We start from the raw sequence: 20,596 nt of genomic DNA on the forward strand, positions 1-20,596 counted from the left end.
ATTTCTCGCCCGCTATGCTATAATGACTTATGTAGTAAAGAAAAAGAAGGGGATTTTTGTTTTGATTGTTTTATGTACGATGTTAGTGATTGGATTGTTGCTTGGTTTTGTCGGGGCTGGCGGTTCCGGATTTATTATTGCTATATTGACGGAAGTTTTTGGTATTCCTATCCACACAGCGCTTGGAACATCTCTGGCTGCAATGGTCTTCACATCCTTATCGGGCACACTCAGTCACCTGCGGGAAAGAAATACCATGGTAAAAATCGGGCTGGCAACTGGGCTATTTGGTGCAGTTGGAGCTTTTTTTGGTTCCAGGCTGGCAAGCTTTATCCCGGAAAGTGAATTGAAATTTTTTACTGCCGGAATGCTCATTTTATCAGCCATATTGCTGTGGATTCGTGTAACAGCAGGATTTGGCAAGTTTGCCACACAAAAATTTGCTGAGAAAAACCGTTCCTCGAAAAGCAGATTTTGGATGACAGCTGCTGGGATCGGCATCATTACCGGCTTACTATCAGGAGCATTCGGGATTGGCTCAACGCCGTTTATCCAAATCGGGTTGCTAGTATTCTTTGGTTTGTCGATTCAGCTATCTGCAGGCACGACGATGCTTGTTATTATACCAATCGCACTGGTAGGCGGTATCGGTTATTATTCTGTCGGTTTTCTCGATTTGAAATTATTTGCAGAAGTAGTTATCGGAACAATTATAGGTTCTTATATCGGCGCGAAATTCACCACTCGTCTGAATCCAATGATATTAAAAATTGCAATGGTTGCTGTGCCGTTAATCGGCGGGATTATTTTATTGATTTAGATTCCTGTCCATTCGGAGAAAAGCCAGAAAGTGAAAGAAAAGATTACCCTATCAAAAAGGCGACAGCTCTTACTGCCTTTTTAATAGGATAATAGCTTTTAATCTCCCTTACTATACGCCCCGCTTATTTCCCCATACTAATGCATGTACCTGCGGAAGAACACGAACACGATTCAGCACTGTGGATGCCACTACCTGATCAATTAACCATTCATATTTATTTAATAAATGCCGGGATAATTGCTGCGGTTCGATTTCCTCTAAATCATCATTTCCAACTTGCAGAAAAAAAGCCAGTTTTGGATAGCGCTGATGCACTTTTTCTGCATAACGAAGGTCCTCTTTATCAAAAATTACTACCTTTAAGCTGGCATGCGCTAATCGATCATTGATTTCCAATTGATGGATGATATCATCTAGCGTCTCCCAGTTTGTTTTCATCTTAGAGCTTGGCGGTTTAGGAGAAATGGTCAGATCATCAATTTTTACAAACCAGTCCTGGTAGCGGCTTCCCTGTGTTTCCAGTGCAACCTCAATAGACTTTTCCTGAAGCAAATCAATCAGATTATCAATAGCAGATAACAAAGCCGGATTCCCTCCTGAAATCGTCACATGATCAAAGCAGCTTCCTCCTACTTCTTGCAGCCGCTGCCAAATGTCTTCACTCGTCATCTGAACAATATCTTCTTTGGCGCTTCCGTCCCATGTAAATGCGGAATCGCACCAGGCACATCGGTAATCGCATCCAGCAGTTCGGACGAACATGGTTTTTCTTCCGACTACCATTCCTTCACCTTGAATTGTAGGGCCGAATATTTCTAAGACCGGTATTTTACGCATGATTCATCCACTCCCGTCTTGCTTCCGCATAGCTTGTCGGTGTTTCAAATAACCGAACAAATTCCACCTGGCATTGGTTAGGGAGTTCCTGAATTGCCGCTTCCATTTGTTCAAAAATCCAGACGACCATATTCTCAGCAGTTGTGTTCATTTTGGGCAATGTTTCATTTAAATAACGGTGATCTAAAAATGTTTCAATCTTGTTCTTCCAAATCTCTTTTATATCACCAAAATCAATTACGAAACCCACCTTATCTACAAAACCGCTGATACCGAATACAACCTGATACGTATGTCCATGCAGATTCTTACACTTCCCCTCATAACAATGAAGATGGTGCGCTGCATCGAAGGAAAACTCTTTACTTACCATCACGCGTTTTTGGTGATAGGCCAATTCTTTTCTATGAATATCTTTATCCAGCTTTTGCAGCTCTTCGACAATACGAAACCCGAACATTACTGATTCATCTCCTGTCTTCTAACTAAGTATTGGTCTAATCCACGCTGGCGTAATTGACATGCAGGACATTCTCCGCATCCTGCTCCTCTAACCCCGTTATAACAGGTCAACGTCCGTTCTCTGACATAATCAAAGGCTTGCAGTTCATCCGCTAATTCCCATGTTTCTGCCTTATCCAGCCACATTAATGGCGTATGAATCACAAAATCTTCATCCATGGATAGATTTAAGGTGACATTTAATGATTTGGTAAAGATATCCCGGCAATCCGGATATCCGCTGAAATCTGTTTCACAAACTCCCGTAATAATATGTTTGGCATCAATTTGCTTGGCTAGAATGGTTGCAAAAGAAAGGAACAGTAAATTTCTTCCCGGAACAAACGTATTCGGTATGCCGCCATCCTCTGCATTCTCTACTTCAATGTCCTCCCTGGTCAGCGCATTGGGCGCTAATTGATTCAGTAAAGACATGTCTAAAATATGATGACTCAATCCCTGATCTCCAGCGATTTCCTTTGCCACCTCAATTTCTAAGCTGTGGCGCTGATTGTAGTTGAAAGTGACTAACTCTACATGCTCAAACTTTTCTAATGCCCAAAATAAACAGGTGGTGCTATCCTGACCACCGCTGAATACAACAACTGCTCGATTATTTTTTTCCATAAAAAAATCCCCTTTCCAATTTGAAAAAGAGAATTCTAAACACCCGAAAAATGCAAAAAACCATACCTAAGGCGCGGTATGGGTATCCTTAGTTTTTTATAGAGGGTGTTAGCTAGAACCTCTTCTACTTTGTATCGTAGATTTTATTCAATTTCTTTTACAATTGGCAGTATAACATATATTTCCTGATGATGTTATCCTGATTTCTTTTTTCAAACATGAAATTACGTTTCATCAACCAGTTTGGCTTTGCAGTGTTTGCTTTTTCTCTCTTTTTAATATTACAAAAGCTCCCTTTATTCGTTTCATTATCCACGATAAAGGGAGCATCATTACAGATTACTGCATGAAATTCTGCTTTCAGCTGCTATTGTATATTTTACTTTTTCTCACGAATCCCCATAAGCGTGTTTGCCCCTGCTGGCCAGTTTTCTTTTGCCAGTCTTGGAAATTGATTAATCCGTACATCAACAGATTCCGGAAACGGCGCAGGGCGTCCAGATGACTGATCTATCCCCATCACCATCTGTTCACTGGTTGCCACAGTATCATTTTCTTTGTTTTTCATTTCAAACCAAAGATGCACACGCTTTGCATCCCGGTTCAACACAGTGACCTTTGTAAGCAGCTCCTCGTTTTCATGCGCCTCTTTTACATATTTAATATGCGCTTCCAGCGTAAAAATGGTATAAGCACTTGCTTTTCGTCCTTCTTCATCCAGACCGATCACATCCATGAAAGCATCGAGGCTATAACTGAAAATCAATGCGTAGTATGCATCGTTCAGATGTCCGTTATAGTCTACCCACGCACGTAACACATTGCCCTTCCATACTTGTTTACTTTCTGTCATAGGAGATCAGCCTTTCTGCCGGCCAGAAGCCTTCTTCCTCTAAAAGCCCCATTAATTTAATCAAGAAACGGTCCCGGCGATGTTCAAGGTCATCGATAGAAATCTCTCCGCTTTGTTCAGCAGTCCCTGAAATCACTTTTTCACTTAATTCTTCCGTCAGTTCAGGTGCCACTAAACGGGTCCAAGGCAGCTTCAATGCAGGGCCGAATTGTTCAAGCATGTGCCGCATCCCGTCCTTACCGCCTGCTAAATGAAGCGTTAGAAATGGTCCCATCAGTGCCCAGCGAAGACCAGGGCCGTAGACAATGGCTTTATCTACCTCTTCCGTTGTCGCTACGCCATCATTGACAATATGAAGCCCTTCACGCCAAATTGCTTCCATAAGCCGGTCGCCAATGTGGCCGTCAATTTCACCTTTCATCACAAGCGGCTTCATATGCATGCTTTCATAAAGCTCCTCTGCCTTTTCCATATAACTGCGCTCTGTCTGCTTTCCTCCTGCGATTTCCACCAATGGAATTAAGTAAACGGGGTTAAATGGATGGGCAACAATGATTCGTTCTGGGTGATGCACACAATCTTCCTGCAGGACAGAAGGCATGTATCCAGAAGTACTTGAAGCGATAATCGCTGTCGGTTTAGCAGCAGCATCCACCTGCGCTAATACCTTTTTCTTCAAGGCTTCCTGCTCTGGAACATTTTCCTGTATCAAATCGGCTTCTTTTACAGCTTCCTCCAGCTCGTTGTAGAAGGTCAGATTCTCCTTTGCAGCTTCGTTGCTTATTCCGTATTCTTCTAATGTTGTCCAAATAGCATCTATCATTTTTTCTGTTTTTTCTTTTGCATCAGGAGCCGGATCAAAAGCATTGACCTTATGACCATTTGCTAAAAAGCGTGCAATCCAGCCATTGCCAATCACGCCGGTTCCTAAAACTGCCATTGTTTTTTGCGCCATATTTCACCTCTTAGGAATTAAATTTTTTAAGATTTAAATGTTCTCTTGCCTCTGCAGCCGTCATCGGCTCCAGCTTGACACTATTTAAAATGCTGACAGCTTGATCAACCAGCTGTTCATTTGTACCAAGTACACCTTTTTCTAAATATAAGTTATCTTCTAAACCGACCCGGACATTCCCGCCGAGTAAAGCAGCCTGTGCCACAATCGGCAGCTGCATACGGCCAATACCAAAGGCTGACCAATGCGCGCCATCAACCACTCTTCTTTTCATATATTCGATTGTTTCTGCATCCGCATCAGCGCCCCATGGAATACCAAGACAAAATTGATACATTGGTGTTCCTTCTACTAGTCCTTCAGAAATTAATTGGTTAGCAAGACGGATATGTCCTGTATCAAATACTTCCATTTCGGGTTTTACGCCGCTTTCTTTAATCAGCTTTGCGTGCTCCCGAAGCCAGTCTTCCGGCCCTAAATAAACTTGATTGCCAAAGTTTAAACTGCCGCAATCCAAGGTGGTGAGTTCCGGAAGCAATTCCCCGACCGGTTCATGACGCTCTTTTGGTGTCTGAATATCAGTCCCTTCTCCTCCACAAGTTGGATTTTCTAGATTTGGAACAAAGTCGCCGCCCCCGCCAGCCGTAATATTAATAATCACATCTGTATCGGATTCACGGATTCGTTCCACGGTTTCTCTAAAAAGGGCCACATCGTGACTGAGTTTCCCTGTCTTGGGATCACGAACATGGATATGTGCAATTGCAGCACCTGCTTTTGCTGATTCAATAGCAGATTCCGCAATTTCTTTTGGCGTAATTGGAACATGTCTGCTTTTCTCTGTTGTATCACCTGCACCAGTCAGTGCTGCAGTGATGATTCGTTTATTCTTCATTTTTTGCTTCCTCCTTTTTGGTTGGGGTGACAATAGGAACATGGTTAAAAATCTCGCCACTTTCAAAAAACGCAACAAGATTATTTATCCAATTATAATAGGCATTCCATTCATCCAGCTCCTGCTGTAATCTCTCCATTCGAACTTTTACTTCTTCTGAGGAATCCTCTGTCAAAAAAGTTTCTAAATGACGAATTTGTTCTCTGAGACGGCGTTCTAAACTCGTATTACGTTTTACAACCTCTGACCAGTTACTTGTAAATAAGGATATAAATGTTTGTGCATAATCGCGTTCTACATTGTAATGATCTTTGCGGCTGCCTTTCACGTATTCTTTCTCAGCGATATTAAATGAGATCATCTGTCGCATGACCTGACTCATTCTTGTTTTACTCATTCCAGTTTCTTCAGCCAGTGAATCTAATGTCATTGCCTCGCGATTCATATAGATAATGCCAAGCAGCCGTCCGACTGTCGAGGATACGCCGAACGTTTCCATGTTATCTGCGATTCGATCTGTGAGCAGTTCTTCGCAGGATTTGATTTCTTGAAGCAATTGATTATTTGAAAATGATTCCATCGTCAAGCTCCCCTTTAACTTGTATATGTGTCACTGTAACACGGATTAAATAAAATTGGAAAAATCAAGTTTGATAGTAAATGAGCGTAAAAGTAAGCAATTCTAAGATAAACTGCACTGTATACTTTGTAAAGTTTAAATTGCACAGATTTTACGGTTTAAATCGCTTTTTTCGGATTTTCATTTTTACCTGTCTGTTTATTATACTGAGTAAGTCTAAATTTTAGTTTTACGGAATAAGCAATGGAGGTGCTTGTAGTGCTTGAATTTAAAGAAGTAACTAAAAAATTCGAAGGAAATAATACTCCTTCCGTTCATAAACTGAACCTGAAAGTAGAACGAGGAGAATTTGTTGTTTTTATCGGCCCAAGCGGGTGCGGGAAAACAACTACGATGAAAATGATTAACCGGTTAATTGAACCTTCCGGGGGAGAAATTCTTGTAGACGGCGTGAATGTCCTCAAGCAGGATGCTGTCCAATTACGTCGATCCATTGGATATGTTATTCAGCAAATTGGTCTTATGCCCCATATGACTGTGGGAGAAAACATCTCTCTTGTGGGATCGCTTTTAAAATGGAATAAGGAGAAACAGAAAGAACGGGCAAAAGAACTTATTTCACTGGTTGACCTGCCAGAGGATTATTTAGATCGTTACCCACATGAGTTAAGCGGAGGACAGCAGCAGCGAATCGGGGTACTGAGAGCGTTAGCTACGAATCCCCCATTGATTTTAATGGACGAACCATTTGGGGCGCTTGATCCAATCACTCGTGACAGCTTACAAGAGGAGTTTAAAAAACTTCAAAAGGAAATGGATAAAACGATTGTTTTTGTTACCCATGATATGGATGAAGCGATAAAACTTGCTGATAAAATCGTGATTATGAATCAAGGAGAAATCGTTCAAGTCGGCACACCAGATGATATTCTTCGCCATCCGGCCAATGAGTTTGTAGAAGACTTTATCGGAAAAGACCGGTTATTAGAAAGCCGCCCGGAAGTAACACGCGTTGAACAAATTATGAATCCAAACCCGATTACGATTGAAGAAGAAAGCAGCTTAAAAGAAGCTATTCAAAAAATGCATGCCAATCGTGTCGACTCCTTGTTAGTAGTTGATGGAGCTGGAATTTTAAAAGGATACATTGATATTGAAATGGTCGACTCCAATTATAAAAAGAAAAGCTATGTTCATGAAGCGATGGATACAGCAAAATATGCCGTGGATAAAAACAGCCTGCTCCGGGATACAATGCATCGTATGCTTCGTCGTGGCAGCAGTTACGTACCCGTTGTAACAGATAATAATAAATTAGCAGGAATCGTAACAAGGGCGACCCTTGCCGATATGGTTTTTAACACTATTTGGGGCGATGAAACAGAAGATATTACTGCTATAGAATAAAAAGGAGGCAAAAAATAATGCAAGCTATTAGAGATACACTTGCATCCTATGGATGGGAGCTGCTCGAAAAAACAGGAGAACATATGTACATTTCTATCGCTGCGATTGTTTTAGGTATTCTGGTTGCGGTCCCCTTGGGAATTTTACTCACTCGCATACCGAATAAAACAGCGGATCGGTTTATCTCGTTTGTCGGGATATTACAAACTGTTCCAAGTTTAGCTATTTTAGCTTTTTTGATGCCTTTCTTAGGCGTAGGTGTTGTACCTGCGATTATTGCTTTATTTATTTATTCCGTACTTCCCATACTTAGAAATACGTATACCGGCATCATGGAAGTAAATACAAGTTTAAAAGAAGCGGGTAAAGGCATGGGAATGAACACCTTTGAAGTTATCCGAAAAGTTGAGCTCCCTCTTGCTTTGCCTGTTATTATGTCAGGCATACGGTTCGCAACCGTTTATTTAATCGGCTGGGCAACACTGGCAGCATTTATTGGCGGCGGCGGTTTAGGTGATCTTATTTTCGATGGTCTGAATCTATATCAGCCTGAGCTTATTGTTTTAGGTACTGTGCCGGCAACGATTTTGGCTTTACTTGCCAGCGGATTATTATCGCTTCTTGAAAAAGGATTAACACCTAAAGCCTTAAGGAAAACTGTTTAAAAAGGAAGGATTATAAATGAAGAAATTATTGCTGATTCCCCTTCTTTCGGCGCTGCTCCTTTCAGGATGTGCCCTGCCAGGTCTCAGTGGGCCTTCAGAAAGTACGGTTCGAATTGCAACCTTAGATACGGTAGAATCCGAAATTTGGGGTAATATACTGTCTCAGATGATTGAGCATTATACAGATTTAGATACGGAGTTAGTAACGAATTTAGGATCAACGATGGTCCTTCATCAAGCAATGATGCAGGAGGAAGTAGATATGACTGCTACCAGATATACCGGCACAGATATTGCCGGCGTCTTAAATTACGAAGATATTACTGACCCTGAGGAAGCGATGGAAATCGTACAGCGGGAATTTGATGAAAAATTTGACCAGACATGGGGCGACTCTTACGGTTTCGAAAACAGCTATACGATTTCCATTACACAAGAATTTGCAGATGAAGAAAACATTACACATGTGGATGATCTGGAGCCTTTTGCCGATGACATGAATTTTGGTGTAGATAATGCCTGGGTCAACCGTTCAGGTGACGGGTACGAGGCTTTTACAGAAACACACTTTGCTTTCGGCAATGTCTATCCAATGGCAATAGGCTTAGTATATGAAGCTGCTGCTTCCGGTAATATGGACGCGGTTCTTGGTTATTCTTCAGACGGAAGAATTGCGGCGTATGATTTAAAAGTATTGGATGATGACTTCTTCCCTCCTTACGATGCTTCTCCTGTAGCGAGAAATGAAATCTTGGAGGAAAATCCGGAAATCAAAGAAGTCATGCAAAAGCTTAGCGATACCGTAACAACAGAGGATATGCAGGAAATGAACTATCAAGGTGACGTGGAATTAGTCAGTCCTGCCACCATTGCCCGCGAGTTTCTGGAAGAAAACAACTACTTTAAAGATAAGGAGGGCATGTAATGAGTGTCTGGGAGCAATTGATAACCTATGTATCTCAAAATGGTTCTTATATTTGGACAGAATTTTACCGTCACTTCTTAATGGCCGCTTATGGCGTGTTGTTTGCTTCCATCGTCTCCATCCCTATTGGTGTGCTTATTGCCAGATATGGAAAATTAAGTGGGTGGGTACTCACACTTGGAAGTATTATTCAAACTATTCCTGTATTAGGTTTTATGGCCATCACCATGGTTGCGATGGGATTAGGAACAACAACCGTCGTAACAACTGTGTTTTTCTATTCCCTATTACCAATTATTCAAAATACCTATGTAGGGATAACCGGGGTTGATCAAACGGTGAAGGAAGCTGCCTACGCTTCAGGAATGACACGGTTCCAGCTGCTGATGAAAGTAGAATTACCCCTTGCTATCAGTGTCATGATGGCTGGAATTCGTACAGCACTTGTTGTTGGGATTGGCGTTGTAGCAATTGGAACGTTTGTCGGCGCCGGAGGACTTGGTGCTATTATTGTGCGCGGAACAAACGCTACCGATGGAACAGCGATTATTTTAGCAGGTGCTGTTCCTACAGCCTTGATGGCAATTGCAGCAGATTTAATTATGGGTAAGATTGAAAGAATGCTGAACCCAGTGAAGTAAAATAAATAATAGAAATCATTATACATGTGTGTTCAAACATCCCGGCTTGTTACCAGAATTAACATAAACAAGCCGGGATGTTTACGTTTTATAAATGGCCTTATACAACTTTTCTGGACTAGTCCCCTATCCAGCAGGATTTCTTTTTTAAATCATTGAATTAATCTGAAAAGTCTTTATAATAAGGATAATACATATTATCCTTATAGCAGGATATATTTACAACGGATTTTCCATTTTAACGATTGAAAGGAGTAAAGCTATGAAACAAGTAATACAAGCATTAGGTACAAAATTAGCGCACGATCAAATCTCTGACAATGATACGGTGAGAGAGCTACATAGCAAAGACGAAACCTATCAACAGACAAGTCTTCCGGATATCGTTGTTTTCCCAAAATCAACTGAGGATGTTACGCATATTATGGAGATTGCCCAAGAATACCAAACGCCGGTAACGCCATTTGGAGTTGGGACGAGTTTAGAAGGACATGTCATCCCTTATAAAAATGGTATTACCATAGACTTTTCATTAATGAATCAGATTCTGGAAATAAAAGAAGGTGATTTACTTGTCAGGGTCCAGCCGGGTGTAACAAGAGAGCAGCTGAATAAAGAATTAAAGAAATATGGTCTCTTTTTCACCGTTGATCCTGGCGCAAACGCAACGCTTGGCGGGATGGCAGCAACCAATGCCAGCGGTACCACAACCGTAAAATACGGCGTCATGCGTGATCAGGTTCGAGATATGGAGGTGGTTCTTGCGGATGGGAGTGTAATTCATACAGGGAATTTGGCTGCAAAGTCTGCTTCCGGCTATCATTTGAACGGTCTTTTCATTGGTTCTGAAGGAACACTTGGCTGCTTTACCGAACTGACGCTTCAGGTATATGGCATACCAGAACATATTGTTGCTGCGCGGGCAACGTTTCCGAGTCTGACGAATGCCATCGAAGCGGTAACTTCTATTTTGCACGCAGGCATCCCTATCGCCAGAGTGGAGTTTGTAGATGAAGCCTCAGTGGAACAAATCAATAAATTCAGTGAAACCAATTATCCTGTTAAGCCGACGCTTTTCCTGGAATTTCACGGAAATGAATCTGGTTTACAAGAAGACCTTGCATTTTCTAAGGAAATTATGCAAGATCACGGCTGTGACCATTTTAATTCGGAAACAGACAATGCCGCCCGTAACCGTTTATGGGATGCAAGGCACAATTTGGCATACGCTTATATTCATGATTATGTCGGTAAAAAAATGATGCTGACAGACGTTGCTGTTCCCATTTCAGAATTAGCAAATTCCGTTATCTATGCCGGAGAAGAATTAAAAAAACTAGCTATTCCAGGAGGGATATTAGGGCATGTCGGTGACGGAAACTTCCATTCATTGATTATGATTGATATGGAGAATGAAGAAGAAGTTAAAAAAGCAAAACAATTTAATGAAAAAGTCGTTCAGTATGCGCTGGAGCGAGGCGGAACCTGTACAGGTGAGCATGGTGTCGGCGTTGGAAAGAAACCTTATCAACGCGTGGAGCATGGAGCAGCTCTCGACGTTATGACAAATATTAAAAAAGCGTTAGATCCAAATAATATCTTAAATCCTACTAAAATAGTAGATATCGATAACGAGGATAAGCTATGAAAACATTAGAGAAGATAAGCGCATTAGCCGGTAAATATTTTGCAGTACTTGTCATTATAGCAGCTGTTATTTCGTTTATCTTCCCTTCCGCCTTCCTTGTTTTTGGAAGCTTTATTACACTCTTGCTTGGCGTGGTTATGTTTGGTATGGGGCTGACATTAAAGCCTGTTGATTTCAAATTAATTGTTACAAAACCATTGCCGGTAATTATCGGCATAGCGGCACAATATACAATTATGCCCCTTGTTGCTTTTGGTATCGCTTATTTATTAAGGCTGCCCCCAGAGCTTGCAGCCGGACTTGTTTTATTAGGCTCTGTCCCAGGAGGCACCGCATCCAATGTGATGGTTTATTTAGCAAGAGGAAACGTTGCCCTGTCAGTTGCGATGACTTCCTTTTCAACGATGCTGGCTCCAATTATGACACCATTACTGCTTTATTTATTAGCCGGTCAATGGCTGCCCGTTAATCCAGTAGCCATGTTTTTGTCCATTATCCAAGTTATTATTATCCCTATTATTCTTGGTTTCTTGGTACAGCGTTTCTTCCCTGTTGCCGTAGAAAAAAGTATTGCCGTTGTTCCGTTAATATCCGTTACAGCCATTTTGATTATCGTAACAGCAGTAACAGCTGCCAATGCTGCCAATGTTGCTTCTGCAGGAGCACTTGTATTTGCTGCAGTGTTCTTACACAATAGCTTCGGATTATTTTTAGGTTATTTTACTGCCCGTTTGATAGGACTTAACGAAAATGATCGGAGAGCCATTTCCATCGAAGTGGGCATGCAAAATTCAGGGCTCGGCGTTTCCTTGGCAACAACGCATTTCAGTCCGCTTGCGGCCTTACCAAGTGTCTGGGGTGCGATTTGGCATAATATTTCCGGGCCGATTATCGCAACCATTTGGGCAAATAAATCACCCGATAAAAGAGATGTGAAATTAAAAAAAGCAAATTGAGGTCAATTCTACCATAAAAAAATCCAGGCTGAAATTTCGGCTTGGATTTTTTACGGTGTTACCTGCTATAGATAGACACTTAACCAGTCTTTGTTTGACGTACAACCCCAAATATACCCGCAATCATATAAAAGAAAGCCCCGATAAATACGCCGCCATAGGTGATAAGTAACGTAGCCGCTGCAAAAATAAGCAGTATAATGCCAGCAGCTTTTGATTTCTTATCCCCTTTAAACCATATAATGGCAAGGATGCAAATGATAATTGCTATCCCCATAATGCCGAAACCGATGGTAAATGCTTCTAATAATCCGCCCAAATGATTTGAATCTCCATATGCCTTATCGATGGTTTCCATGTACAATCCGATTGATAATATATAAGATAACCCGCCAAGGAGGCTTAGGCTTATTTCAATGGATCTCTTCATATACCGGTCTCCTGTTCTTTTTTATTTCAATTCAATCAAATGATAGGAAAACATCCTTTCTATGTGTATGTGCATCACAAAGAAAGGATGTTTCTATTATTTATACTCAGAAGCTTCCTAAAAAGGCTTATCCTCTTCCATCATTTGAATAAATTGATTCATCCCATGTAATTCTTCGGTTTTTACTAAAGGAAGAGACAATTTATCAAACAACGGTTCCGCATGTGTTGCAAAGAAATCATCAAACATATGGACCGCTTGCGGCAAGGCTTCTATTTTTTCGAAAAGCTGAAATATTTTTTCTTGGATACCTTCTGAGTAATAAATCGAGTCTACTAAATCATAATGTAATACCGCTCCCGTTTGTCGATCCAGAAGTACAAGGATATATGGAAGAAATGGCCGGGATTCAGGTGTCCTCTGTACCGGCTCTCCTGCTTGGATGAATGCCAGCTCCGCCTCCACGCCATTGATTTTATCTATTTTATTCCTCATCCGTTTCCATTCTATTTCTGACATATCCAATTCTAAATCAGGGTCTTGGACAGCCTTTTCAACCAGATCAAATGTTGACAAAATGATTTGTTCGCCTTCTTTATTTAAAGCGAGTATTTTGCCGCTATCAAAGCTCGGAGTTATTTTAGACAGATTATCCGTACGTGAAAGGAATGATTCCAGTTTAGACATCACTTCTGTGAAAATCAAACTTTCTTCTTGATTAAAACTCCATGGGACGGTATCCGGAATCATGCTGGTAAATGAAGGCCATTGATTTTTCCCGCGATACTTTCTGTTGAGACTTTTAATTAAATCATATTCGTCCTCATTCAATTCCTCTCTGCTATTAAAATTAACCGTAAGAGAATACTGCATGAAAACAACTGCTAAATTATCATCAAATGGATCGTCATCCAGCAGATCCAGATAAGATAATAACCCTCTGCTACCCAGAAAACCGGAAACGCCATAACTTTCTCCTGCATTCCCCATGATGGAACAATAGACATAATCATTTACCCTATCCGACCAGACTGCAATAAATTGATTATCTTGAATTTCAAGCCATGGTTGTTTTTCTTTCACTTGATCAGCTGCATCAAATAATTGATTCCATTCCGATTCATCCGGCTCTATTTCCTCAGCGCCTTCTTCACCAAGAAGCCAGTCTTCGTAAAACACACTTAATTGATGATTGATGTATTCTACAAGTTCCTCATTGTCGGAAAACGTATACGTATTCTCGAAACCTTTTTCCAAAGGCTGGTTCCCTTCTGCCGCAAGACAGAATGGTAATGGCAGATCCATCGGCAGCTCCACTTTTTGTTCCAAAATAATCTCATGCTGCCAATCCAGATTCAAATCATAAATATAGGTCAGCTTATCACCGGGATTTTTCAAGAAATCCGTTAAGATCGCCGTTTTTTCATCAACGGCCCCTGTCTGTTCAAGTAGATCTCCTGCTTGTGGCACAATCGAGGTACCTTTCTGTGAAAAAAAGTGCAAATGTTCGTCAGACCACGCAAATGCAGTCTGCAGGAATAGATGCAATTCTTCAAAAGTACTCTGTTCCGATACGATTAGTGTTCGCTGTTTCGCGGGGTTCACATCTTTTACTTGAATATTTAATTGAAGAACCAAGAAAATACACCCTCTCTCTATTTTCATTTTGTCTGTTCATTTTCTATTATAGCTTTCACATTTAACTTAAGCTTTCATAGTAAAAAAATGCAACTATTTTTATGCGTACATCTGCCAGATAATCAGCCAAATAATAAACAGAATACTGCTGAAACCCGTTAGCAGATAGCCGGTCTTTTGCATTTTGGACAACGGAGCTTTTTTCCTGACCAAAATCATCATTACAACAGCGATAATACTGGTCGCGGTAAAGAGATAATTCCCTATAAAGTGTGGCAGCAGCTCGGAATAGGTGCGCATCGGGTTAGATAGCATACGGATAATCAGAACCGCTATATTCACTGCCAGTAAAGTTCCAGATAGCATTAATAACCAATTCCACTTTGCAATTGGCGCTTTTTTTCGTTTTCGTCTCCTTCGAAAAAATGCCAGCACCATTAACACAAAAGGAGAAATTAAAAAATAAACCACGCACCAAATAAACAGTCCTAAGCTAATGAGCAGAAAAGGAGTATTTTTGTCCATAGGAAGATAATCCGCATAAGCAGTTGAAATCTGTTCGGACATCCCATCATTTACATGAAAGTACATGACATTACTTGGTATAAATACGTCATCTCCGCTTTTTAATTTATAAACATAAGGACTTGTTTGTACATAAGTTGCTTTGAACCCTGCTAAATCCAATTCAATTTCATTGTCATCCATTGGCTTAACATCGAGTGGTGCAAGATATGCGTAAAGATTCATAAAACCATTAAACGTACGGCGTGCCGATAAATAAGATCCTTCTACTTCAGCAGCCGGCGGGAGGTTTTCTCGAACTGTTTGATCCCCTCTGCCCACTAATTCATCTGTCAGACCAAATAAAAGATCGATTTCATCTGCTTGATTAGTTAAGATGATAATCGCAAAATTATCTTCAGGAACAATTTGCATATTACTGGAGTAAGCGACCGTATTACCGGAATGGGTCAATCCTCTGTATTCGCCATCATATTCCCAAAAACCGTGAGCAAGTCCGGGAACTCCTTCTTCTGGAGCATAGCTTGTTGTAAGTAATTTTTGAAGTGTCTGGTCTTCTTGGAATAAAGAAGTCTTTTCTGGTTCAGACGGCATCAAAGCCTGTGCGAACTTCGCTAAATCGGCTGCTGTTCCATTTATTCCCCCGCTGGGATACATAGAAATATAAAAAGACTGTGATTCCATAAAATCACCATTCTCTCCAGGAAAATAACCTATCCCTTTATGACGCGTAATTTCCTGATTATCTTCTACAGGTAAGTGCATGGTGGAATGATTCATTTCCAATTCATCAAAAATATGCTCATTCACATAATCATAAAACGGCTGTCCGGTAATCTCTTCAATAATATAAGCTGCTAAAGAAGTTGAGTAATTGGAATAAGCAACAACTTCTCCAGGCTTATAAACCTGTTCCGGCTCTGCTAATTTTAAGGATTCTTCCAAGTCAACCAACTGCTCCGGAGATTCAAACAGCAAATCAAAAATATATTCTTCAAAGCCTGCATTATGATGCATTAAATTCAAGATGGTAATGGGGTCATCGTAATTTAATTTGGTCAAAAATTCCTCCGGCAAATAAGTTCGTATATCCTCCTCTAAATCCAGTTCTCCCTGTTCAGCAAGCTGCATCGCAGAGACCCATACAAATAGTTTTGTAATCGATCCCCATTCGAGAACAGTTGTATCCGGATTCATTGGAATTTGATTTTCTACGTCGGCATACCCATATCCTTTAGATAGAACAATTTGATTGTCTTTAATAGCAATGATTGCCGCTCCTGCTACAGTGCTACCTATGTATTCTTCAGCATATTCGTCAACGAACTGCTCCAGTTCTTCTATTGGAATACCAGATGGCGTTGTATTTTCTGCCGCTGAAAAAGTATAGGGAAAACATAAGCTGAAAAAAACTATGTGAAGAAAAATACTGATTCTTTTTATCATCTTGCTATCCTTCTCTCTTTTTGGTTAAATAAGCTTCTAAATAAACTGGCCAATTATTTTGAAATAACGTTCACATTACAAAGCTTCTCCGCCCCAAAATGATTTTTATATATTCATACTTCTTCAGAGAGTCTTTAAATCCCTTTTTATTTACGGATATGGCAAAAGAAAAACAACAGCTGCATGGGAACTGTTGTTTTTCTGATCATTGCACTATATTATTTATGCTCGCTCAGCCATTTCGCAAGTTCATCCAAATCATCATCACCAAGATCCGGAAAGGCCGGCATTCCTCCGTCTGTTCCATTTTCAACGATATCAGCAATTTCATCCTGTGAATAATTGCTGCCAACTTCGGTTAAATTTGGACCGGCTGCTCCTGACAAATCTTGACCATGACAGCTGGCACAATTATTTTGAAAAACTTCTTCTCCAGTTTCAATACTTGCAGATTCTCCATCTTCCGCTTCTCCCCCTGGATCAGATGATTCCGTTTCCTCACTGTTTTCCGTATTATCAGCCCCTTCATCACCGCTGTCACTGCCATTATCACCGTCACAAGCCGCAAGTACAATTGCTAAAGTGAATGCTAAAAACAAAAGATAGAATTTTTTCAACTTACTTCTCCTCCTTTGGATGATTTGAATTTTTCACAAAATACGGGTAATGAATAGGCTATCTCGTATCAAATCAACTTCATGATTATCTCGAAGAAGCCAGTAAATGGAGACCCCGAAAATGTGATTGAACCAATAATGTTACATTATATTCTCAATTTTCATTTTACTCCTCTTTTCTTTTTAAAGCTTTATATATGCTTATATAATCCCCCTTAACAAGAAAAACATATATCATTTTTTCTATAACAGCTGGTGCTAATCATCTTACCCAAAAGCTTAAAGAATAAAGAGAATAATGATTAGGTAAAATGACAGGAATATGTTGATGGTTTCAATTCGGTAGGCGAGTTAAATTTTATAAAAACGTTAAATAATGGAGAGCAGCATATACCTATATGGTATGTAGAATTTGCAGTTTATATATTATAATAGAGACAGACATTTTGTATTCATGTAAAAAGTGCATAATCGAGAACGGTAAGATAGAAATTCAAGGATACAGCCATTCCCTTTTGTTTAAAAATGAAGTTATACGGGGATTTATGCTTACAAAGAAAAGTGCTAATGGTTGTACAAAGCTAAACGATTACTGCTAGTATAAAGATAAGAAAAGTCAACAGCAGGTATTCCTGATGGATACATATTTTACAAATTAGGAAATGGATATTATAAGTGAGGCCCCCCTGCGTATTGTCCGAGGTTTATTAAACGCTGGTGAATAGTGACCTACAGGAGGAAAAGAATATGAGAAGTTTTCAAAGCCGGATTGCGGAACGTATACTTACACGGCTGAGTAATAAAGACAGTTTTACCGATCCTCAATTATTCAAATCGTTTCTAAAAGAAAAACAAAAAGAAAATGAGAAACCATATGACCTGCCAAAATATATCCAGACAAGGTTCAACATTGAAAAAAAGATGTTTGATGGAATGGAATGGTATATCTTTAATCAAGAAGAGAATCACTCAGGAAAATCCATCCTCTATTTGCATGGAGGCGGTTATATCAAGCAGCCCTCGTTATATCACTGGCATTTTCTTGGGAAAGTAGCAAGAGAAACCAAAGCTAACATATATGTTCCTATTTATCCAAAAGCACCCAATCATCATTATAAAGAGTCTTTCGAAAAAGTGCTTCCAATATACAAATGGATGTTAGAAACAACCGATAGCGATAATATTATTTTGATGGGTGACTCTGCTGGCGGAGGATTTGCATTAGCATTAGCACAATTGCTTTTGGAACAGGGGCTACCACAGCCCCGACATATCATATTAATTTCGCCTTGGCTTGATATTACGATGAAAAATCCAGAAGCTCATGAACTCGAACCTAAAGACCCGATGTTAGGTATCTATGGGCTGATTCAAATGGGAAAGGCATATGCAGGAGGTACTGACCGAGATAATTATTTACTAAGTCCGATAAATGGAGAGATACATGGGATAGGAGAAATTACTTTGTTTATTGGGACACATGAAGTTCTTTTACCAGATGCTAAAAAATTTCAAGAGATGGCTGCATCGCAAGACATCCACATTAATTATTTTGAATATCCGGAAATGAACCATATCTTTGTGCTTTACCCCATTCCAGAGGCCAGAGAAGCAACCAAAGAAATAGTAGATATTATAACAAACAGCTGATGTATTCGCTGCCTAACGTATTCAACTTCCTGTTCAGAAACTGTATCAACCTGCGACCTTTTCAGGACAGCTTACAACAAAGCAGCCGCTAAAGCGTTGCTTTTCCCGCTTTTCTTTACATAAAACGAATTAAAAGCAAAAATAAAGTAAAATGACAGGTGCGGAAACAATATTACGTATGTAATTCCTAATTTGGTCCGCAGAGATGCCTCACCATTCCCGTGATAAAGATGCTTCACGCCGGAAAAATTTAAATTGGAGCAAATCGTTAAGGAATAAACAGTTCACGACCAATGCAGAACAGAACAGCGACAAGCAATGTAACTGTCCAAACCGGCAAACGCTCCCCCAAAGTAATTATGTAATAATTCGAATGTAAGATAATCCCGCCTGAATACAGAGACGGTCATTCCAGAAATATAGAGCAGAACTGGAAGTGGCAAACGATCGTACAGAGGGAGCGTCAGAGCAAAAAAACTGGCAGGCTATATATAAATCCATGCTGGGAAACTTGTTAATAACCTATCCTTTATTTACTAAATAAATCAACACTATTAAAGCTCCAAATATAATGGAAAACCTGAGCCGTTTTGGCACGTTTAAAAACCATTTAGATGCCATTTCCTGACCAAATCCTGCTTTTTTATCATTATTCATTTTACCAACCCTATCTGCTGTAAAAAATCGCCCCTTTTCATTACCGTCAATTTGGGAGTAAAGCGTAATTTCATTCACAAGAAAAGCTATTTATCTTTCTCTGACTGTAATTTATCAATTTTTTCTTCTAATTGACTTATTCTTTTATTTCTTTTGATACACATGACGACGAGCGATACGATTCCTATAACGAGCAAAATAACAAGTAACAAAAAGAGTAATTGAATTATTACGTCTCCCATATTTAATCCGCCTACAGATGCTGACAAAACAAAATTCTCCTTCCCTTCACAAATTTTTCTTTAAAAAGATACTTGCACGTTGTTACCTATTCCGAAAATGTGCCCTGATATGGAACAGGTAATAATGCGCTAAAGATGCATAGTAGTTTATAAACTTCCAAAAATATCCCATATCTAAATAATATAACTTAACCCTGTCTTCTTCAACACCTGTTTTTAAAACGGCTTCATTTTTAATTCGCCAAATAAATCATTTACATTATCCATGTCCTCTTTTTCCCCGTAAAAAATCCGTGTTCGTTTAAAGACATCAAATCGTTGCCTTTCAGACTTCTTAATACCAAAAAACAATTTCAAATTAATACTGCGTCTTCTTCAATCTAATCCTTCCATAAACAAATCAATAATTTCTTTTGTTTCCTCCCACTCTCTGGCTGTCTCTTTTAAATATGCTTTCCCCAACATCGTAATTCTATAATATTTTCGCTTTCCGCCATGAGACACTTTACCATAGTAAGATTCGATTAATCCTTTCTTTTCAAGACGCTGAAAAACGGCATATAGTGTCGCTTCTTTAATCTGAAAACGACTTTCAGTCCGTAAGCTGATTTGCTTTGATATTTCATAACCGTACTGATCATTTTCATAAATCAGACGCAGTATAATCGATTCTAAATGTCCTCGTATAATATCACTTCTAATCATAACATATCCTCCTTATCACATAACCATATCTGGTAGAGTAATAAATCAACTGATTACTCTTCCTGTTAAAGTAATTATATATAAAACAGATTTATCATTTCAAATATCTATAAATATTATTATACCAGATATTAATACATTTAAAAAAATATATGAAACTCATAATTATAATATTGTATTTTCATAAAAGAGTAATTAATTAAATAACCACTCTTTTTACATTAGTAATTTAGTATTGACCTTTTTTAGACTTTTAATGAGATTTTATAAATGAGTGAGGAACAATCTTATAATATGAAAATACTATAAGATAAACAATCCGCACCCTGCTTTTTTTAAAACAAGATGCGAATAATAGAGGATCAAGGGAATT

22 protein-coding genes and 1 riboswitch are annotated in these 20,596 nt (G+C 39.5%); of the genes, 8 read left to right on the plus strand and 14 right to left on the minus strand.

The features are described 5' to 3' along the window. Positions 1-61 precede the first annotated feature (61 nt). A complete protein-coding gene (locus ACZSMY_RS05190) occupies positions 62-820 on the plus strand; it encodes a sulfite exporter TauE/SafE family protein (RefSeq protein ID WP_084612964.1) in 759 nt (252 codons plus the stop codon). 111 nt (positions 821-931) lie between these two features. Here the strand turns inward: ACZSMY_RS05190 and queE are convergent, their stop codons facing one another. The 7 genes from queE to ACZSMY_RS05225 all read right to left on the minus strand — a co-directional run bounded on the left by queE (position 932) and on the right by ACZSMY_RS05225 (position 6,071). Further along, a complete protein-coding gene (gene queE, locus ACZSMY_RS05195) occupies positions 932-1,660 on the minus strand; it encodes a 7-carboxy-7-deazaguanine synthase QueE (RefSeq protein ID WP_193062104.1) in 729 nt (242 codons plus the stop codon). Continuing rightward, positions 1,653-2,120 carry a 6-carboxytetrahydropterin synthase QueD gene (gene queD, locus ACZSMY_RS05200; protein WP_042533947.1) on the minus strand — a complete coding sequence of 156 codons (468 nt, stop codon included), beginning with the start codon at positions 2,118-2,120 and terminating at the stop codon, positions 1,653-1,655. The genes queE and queD overlap by 8 nt, the downstream gene beginning before the upstream one ends. Beyond that, positions 2,120-2,788 carry a 7-cyano-7-deazaguanine synthase QueC gene (gene queC, locus ACZSMY_RS05205; RefSeq protein WP_042533945.1) on the minus strand — a complete coding sequence of 223 codons (669 nt, stop codon included), beginning with the start codon at positions 2,786-2,788 and terminating at the stop codon, positions 2,120-2,122. Before queC ends, queD begins: the two co-directional genes overlap by 1 nt. An 82-nt stretch (positions 2,789-2,870) precedes the next feature. Further along, a riboswitch (PreQ1 riboswitch) is annotated at positions 2,871-2,916 on the minus strand. A gap of 251 nt (positions 2,917-3,167) precedes the next feature. Beyond that, positions 3,168-3,641, minus strand: coding sequence for a thioesterase family protein (locus tag ACZSMY_RS05210; RefSeq protein WP_042533943.1), 474 nt, complete (start codon positions 3,639-3,641; stop codon positions 3,168-3,170). Continuing rightward, a complete protein-coding gene (locus tag ACZSMY_RS05215) occupies positions 3,628-4,596 on the minus strand; it encodes a 3-hydroxyacyl-CoA dehydrogenase NAD-binding domain-containing protein (protein ID WP_042533941.1) in 969 nt (322 codons plus the stop codon). Before ACZSMY_RS05215 ends, ACZSMY_RS05210 begins: the two co-directional genes overlap by 14 nt. A gap of 10 nt (positions 4,597-4,606) precedes the next feature. Beyond that, complete coding sequence (locus ACZSMY_RS05220; RefSeq protein ID WP_042533939.1) at positions 4,607-5,491, minus strand: beta-keto acid cleavage family enzyme; 885 nt, start codon at positions 5,489-5,491, stop codon at positions 4,607-4,609. Next, positions 5,481-6,071, minus strand: a complete 591-nt coding sequence (locus tag ACZSMY_RS05225) for a GbsR/MarR family transcriptional regulator (RefSeq protein ID WP_042533936.1) — start codon at positions 6,069-6,071, stop codon at positions 5,481-5,483. The genes ACZSMY_RS05220 and ACZSMY_RS05225 overlap by 11 nt, the downstream gene beginning before the upstream one ends. Positions 6,072-6,329: 258 nt before the next feature. Between ACZSMY_RS05225 and ACZSMY_RS05230 the strand changes: the two genes are divergently transcribed. The 6 genes from ACZSMY_RS05230 (at position 6,330) to ACZSMY_RS05255 (ending at position 12,313) form a co-directional block, all read left to right on the plus strand. Then, on the plus strand, positions 6,330-7,478 hold the full coding sequence (locus tag ACZSMY_RS05230; protein WP_042533934.1) for a betaine/proline/choline family ABC transporter ATP-binding protein: 1,149 nt from the start codon (positions 6,330-6,332) through the stop codon (positions 7,476-7,478). A gap of 17 nt (positions 7,479-7,495) precedes the next feature. Then, positions 7,496-8,143: an ABC transporter permease gene (locus ACZSMY_RS05235; RefSeq protein WP_042533932.1), complete on the plus strand. Its 648-nt coding sequence runs from the start codon at positions 7,496-7,498 to the stop codon at positions 8,141-8,143. A 16-nt stretch (positions 8,144-8,159) separates the two neighbouring features. Continuing rightward, entirely contained in the window at positions 8,160-9,068 is a 909-nt protein-coding gene (locus ACZSMY_RS05240; RefSeq protein WP_042533930.1) for an osmoprotectant ABC transporter substrate-binding protein, read from the plus strand. Continuing rightward, positions 9,068-9,709 carry an ABC transporter permease gene (locus tag ACZSMY_RS05245; RefSeq protein WP_042533929.1) on the plus strand — a complete coding sequence of 214 codons (642 nt, stop codon included), beginning with the start codon at positions 9,068-9,070 and terminating at the stop codon, positions 9,707-9,709. Before ACZSMY_RS05240 ends, ACZSMY_RS05245 begins: the two co-directional genes overlap by 1 nt. A 262-nt stretch (positions 9,710-9,971) precedes the next feature. Beyond that, positions 9,972-11,357: an FAD-binding oxidoreductase gene (locus ACZSMY_RS05250; RefSeq protein ID WP_042533927.1), complete on the plus strand. Its 1,386-nt coding sequence runs from the start codon at positions 9,972-9,974 to the stop codon at positions 11,355-11,357. Next, positions 11,354-12,313, plus strand: a complete 960-nt coding sequence (locus ACZSMY_RS05255) for a bile acid:sodium symporter family protein (RefSeq protein WP_193062100.1) — start codon at positions 11,354-11,356, stop codon at positions 12,311-12,313. Before ACZSMY_RS05250 ends, ACZSMY_RS05255 begins: the two co-directional genes overlap by 4 nt. A 79-nt stretch (positions 12,314-12,392) precedes the next feature. On the opposite strand, the gene ACZSMY_RS05260 is transcribed toward ACZSMY_RS05255, so the two are convergent. From ACZSMY_RS05260 to ACZSMY_RS05275, 4 genes are all read right to left on the minus strand, one after another. After that, positions 12,393-12,743, minus strand: coding sequence for a hypothetical protein (locus ACZSMY_RS05260; protein WP_052485059.1), 351 nt, complete (start codon positions 12,741-12,743; stop codon positions 12,393-12,395). Positions 12,744-12,860: 117 nt separating this feature from the next. Further along, entirely contained in the window at positions 12,861-14,381 is a 1,521-nt protein-coding gene (locus ACZSMY_RS05265; RefSeq protein WP_193062099.1) for a plasmid pRiA4b ORF-3 family protein, read from the minus strand. Positions 14,382-14,480: 99 nt separating this feature from the next. Further along, complete coding sequence (locus tag ACZSMY_RS05270) at positions 14,481-16,352, minus strand: serine hydrolase domain-containing protein (protein WP_465147525.1); 1,872 nt, start codon at positions 16,350-16,352, stop codon at positions 14,481-14,483. A gap of 218 nt (positions 16,353-16,570) precedes the next feature. Continuing rightward, a complete protein-coding gene (locus ACZSMY_RS05275; protein WP_042533922.1) occupies positions 16,571-16,969 on the minus strand; it encodes a c-type cytochrome in 399 nt (132 codons plus the stop codon). Between the two features lie 747 nt (positions 16,970-17,716). Here ACZSMY_RS05275 and ACZSMY_RS05280 point away from each other — a divergent pair. Further along, a complete protein-coding gene (locus ACZSMY_RS05280) occupies positions 17,717-18,619 on the plus strand; it encodes an alpha/beta hydrolase fold domain-containing protein (protein WP_042533920.1) in 903 nt (300 codons plus the stop codon). A 522-nt stretch (positions 18,620-19,141) separates the two neighbouring features. Here ACZSMY_RS05280 and ACZSMY_RS05285 read toward each other — a convergent pair. The 3 genes from ACZSMY_RS05285 to ACZSMY_RS05295 form a co-directional block, all read right to left on the minus strand. Further along, positions 19,142-19,276 carry a hypothetical protein gene (locus ACZSMY_RS05285; RefSeq protein WP_465147526.1) on the minus strand — a complete coding sequence of 45 codons (135 nt, stop codon included), beginning with the start codon at positions 19,274-19,276 and terminating at the stop codon, positions 19,142-19,144. Positions 19,277-19,362: 86 nt separating this feature from the next. After that, on the minus strand, positions 19,363-19,545 hold the full coding sequence (locus ACZSMY_RS05290) for a hypothetical protein (RefSeq protein ID WP_042533918.1): 183 nt from the start codon (positions 19,543-19,545) through the stop codon (positions 19,363-19,365). Between the two features lie 348 nt (positions 19,546-19,893). Then, positions 19,894-20,223: a PadR family transcriptional regulator gene (locus ACZSMY_RS05295; RefSeq protein WP_042533916.1), complete on the minus strand. Its 330-nt coding sequence runs from the start codon at positions 20,221-20,223 to the stop codon at positions 19,894-19,896. Positions 20,224-20,596: the final 373 nt, after the last annotated feature.

This window comes from Oceanobacillus sp. B139/18 (assembly GCF_055524595.1).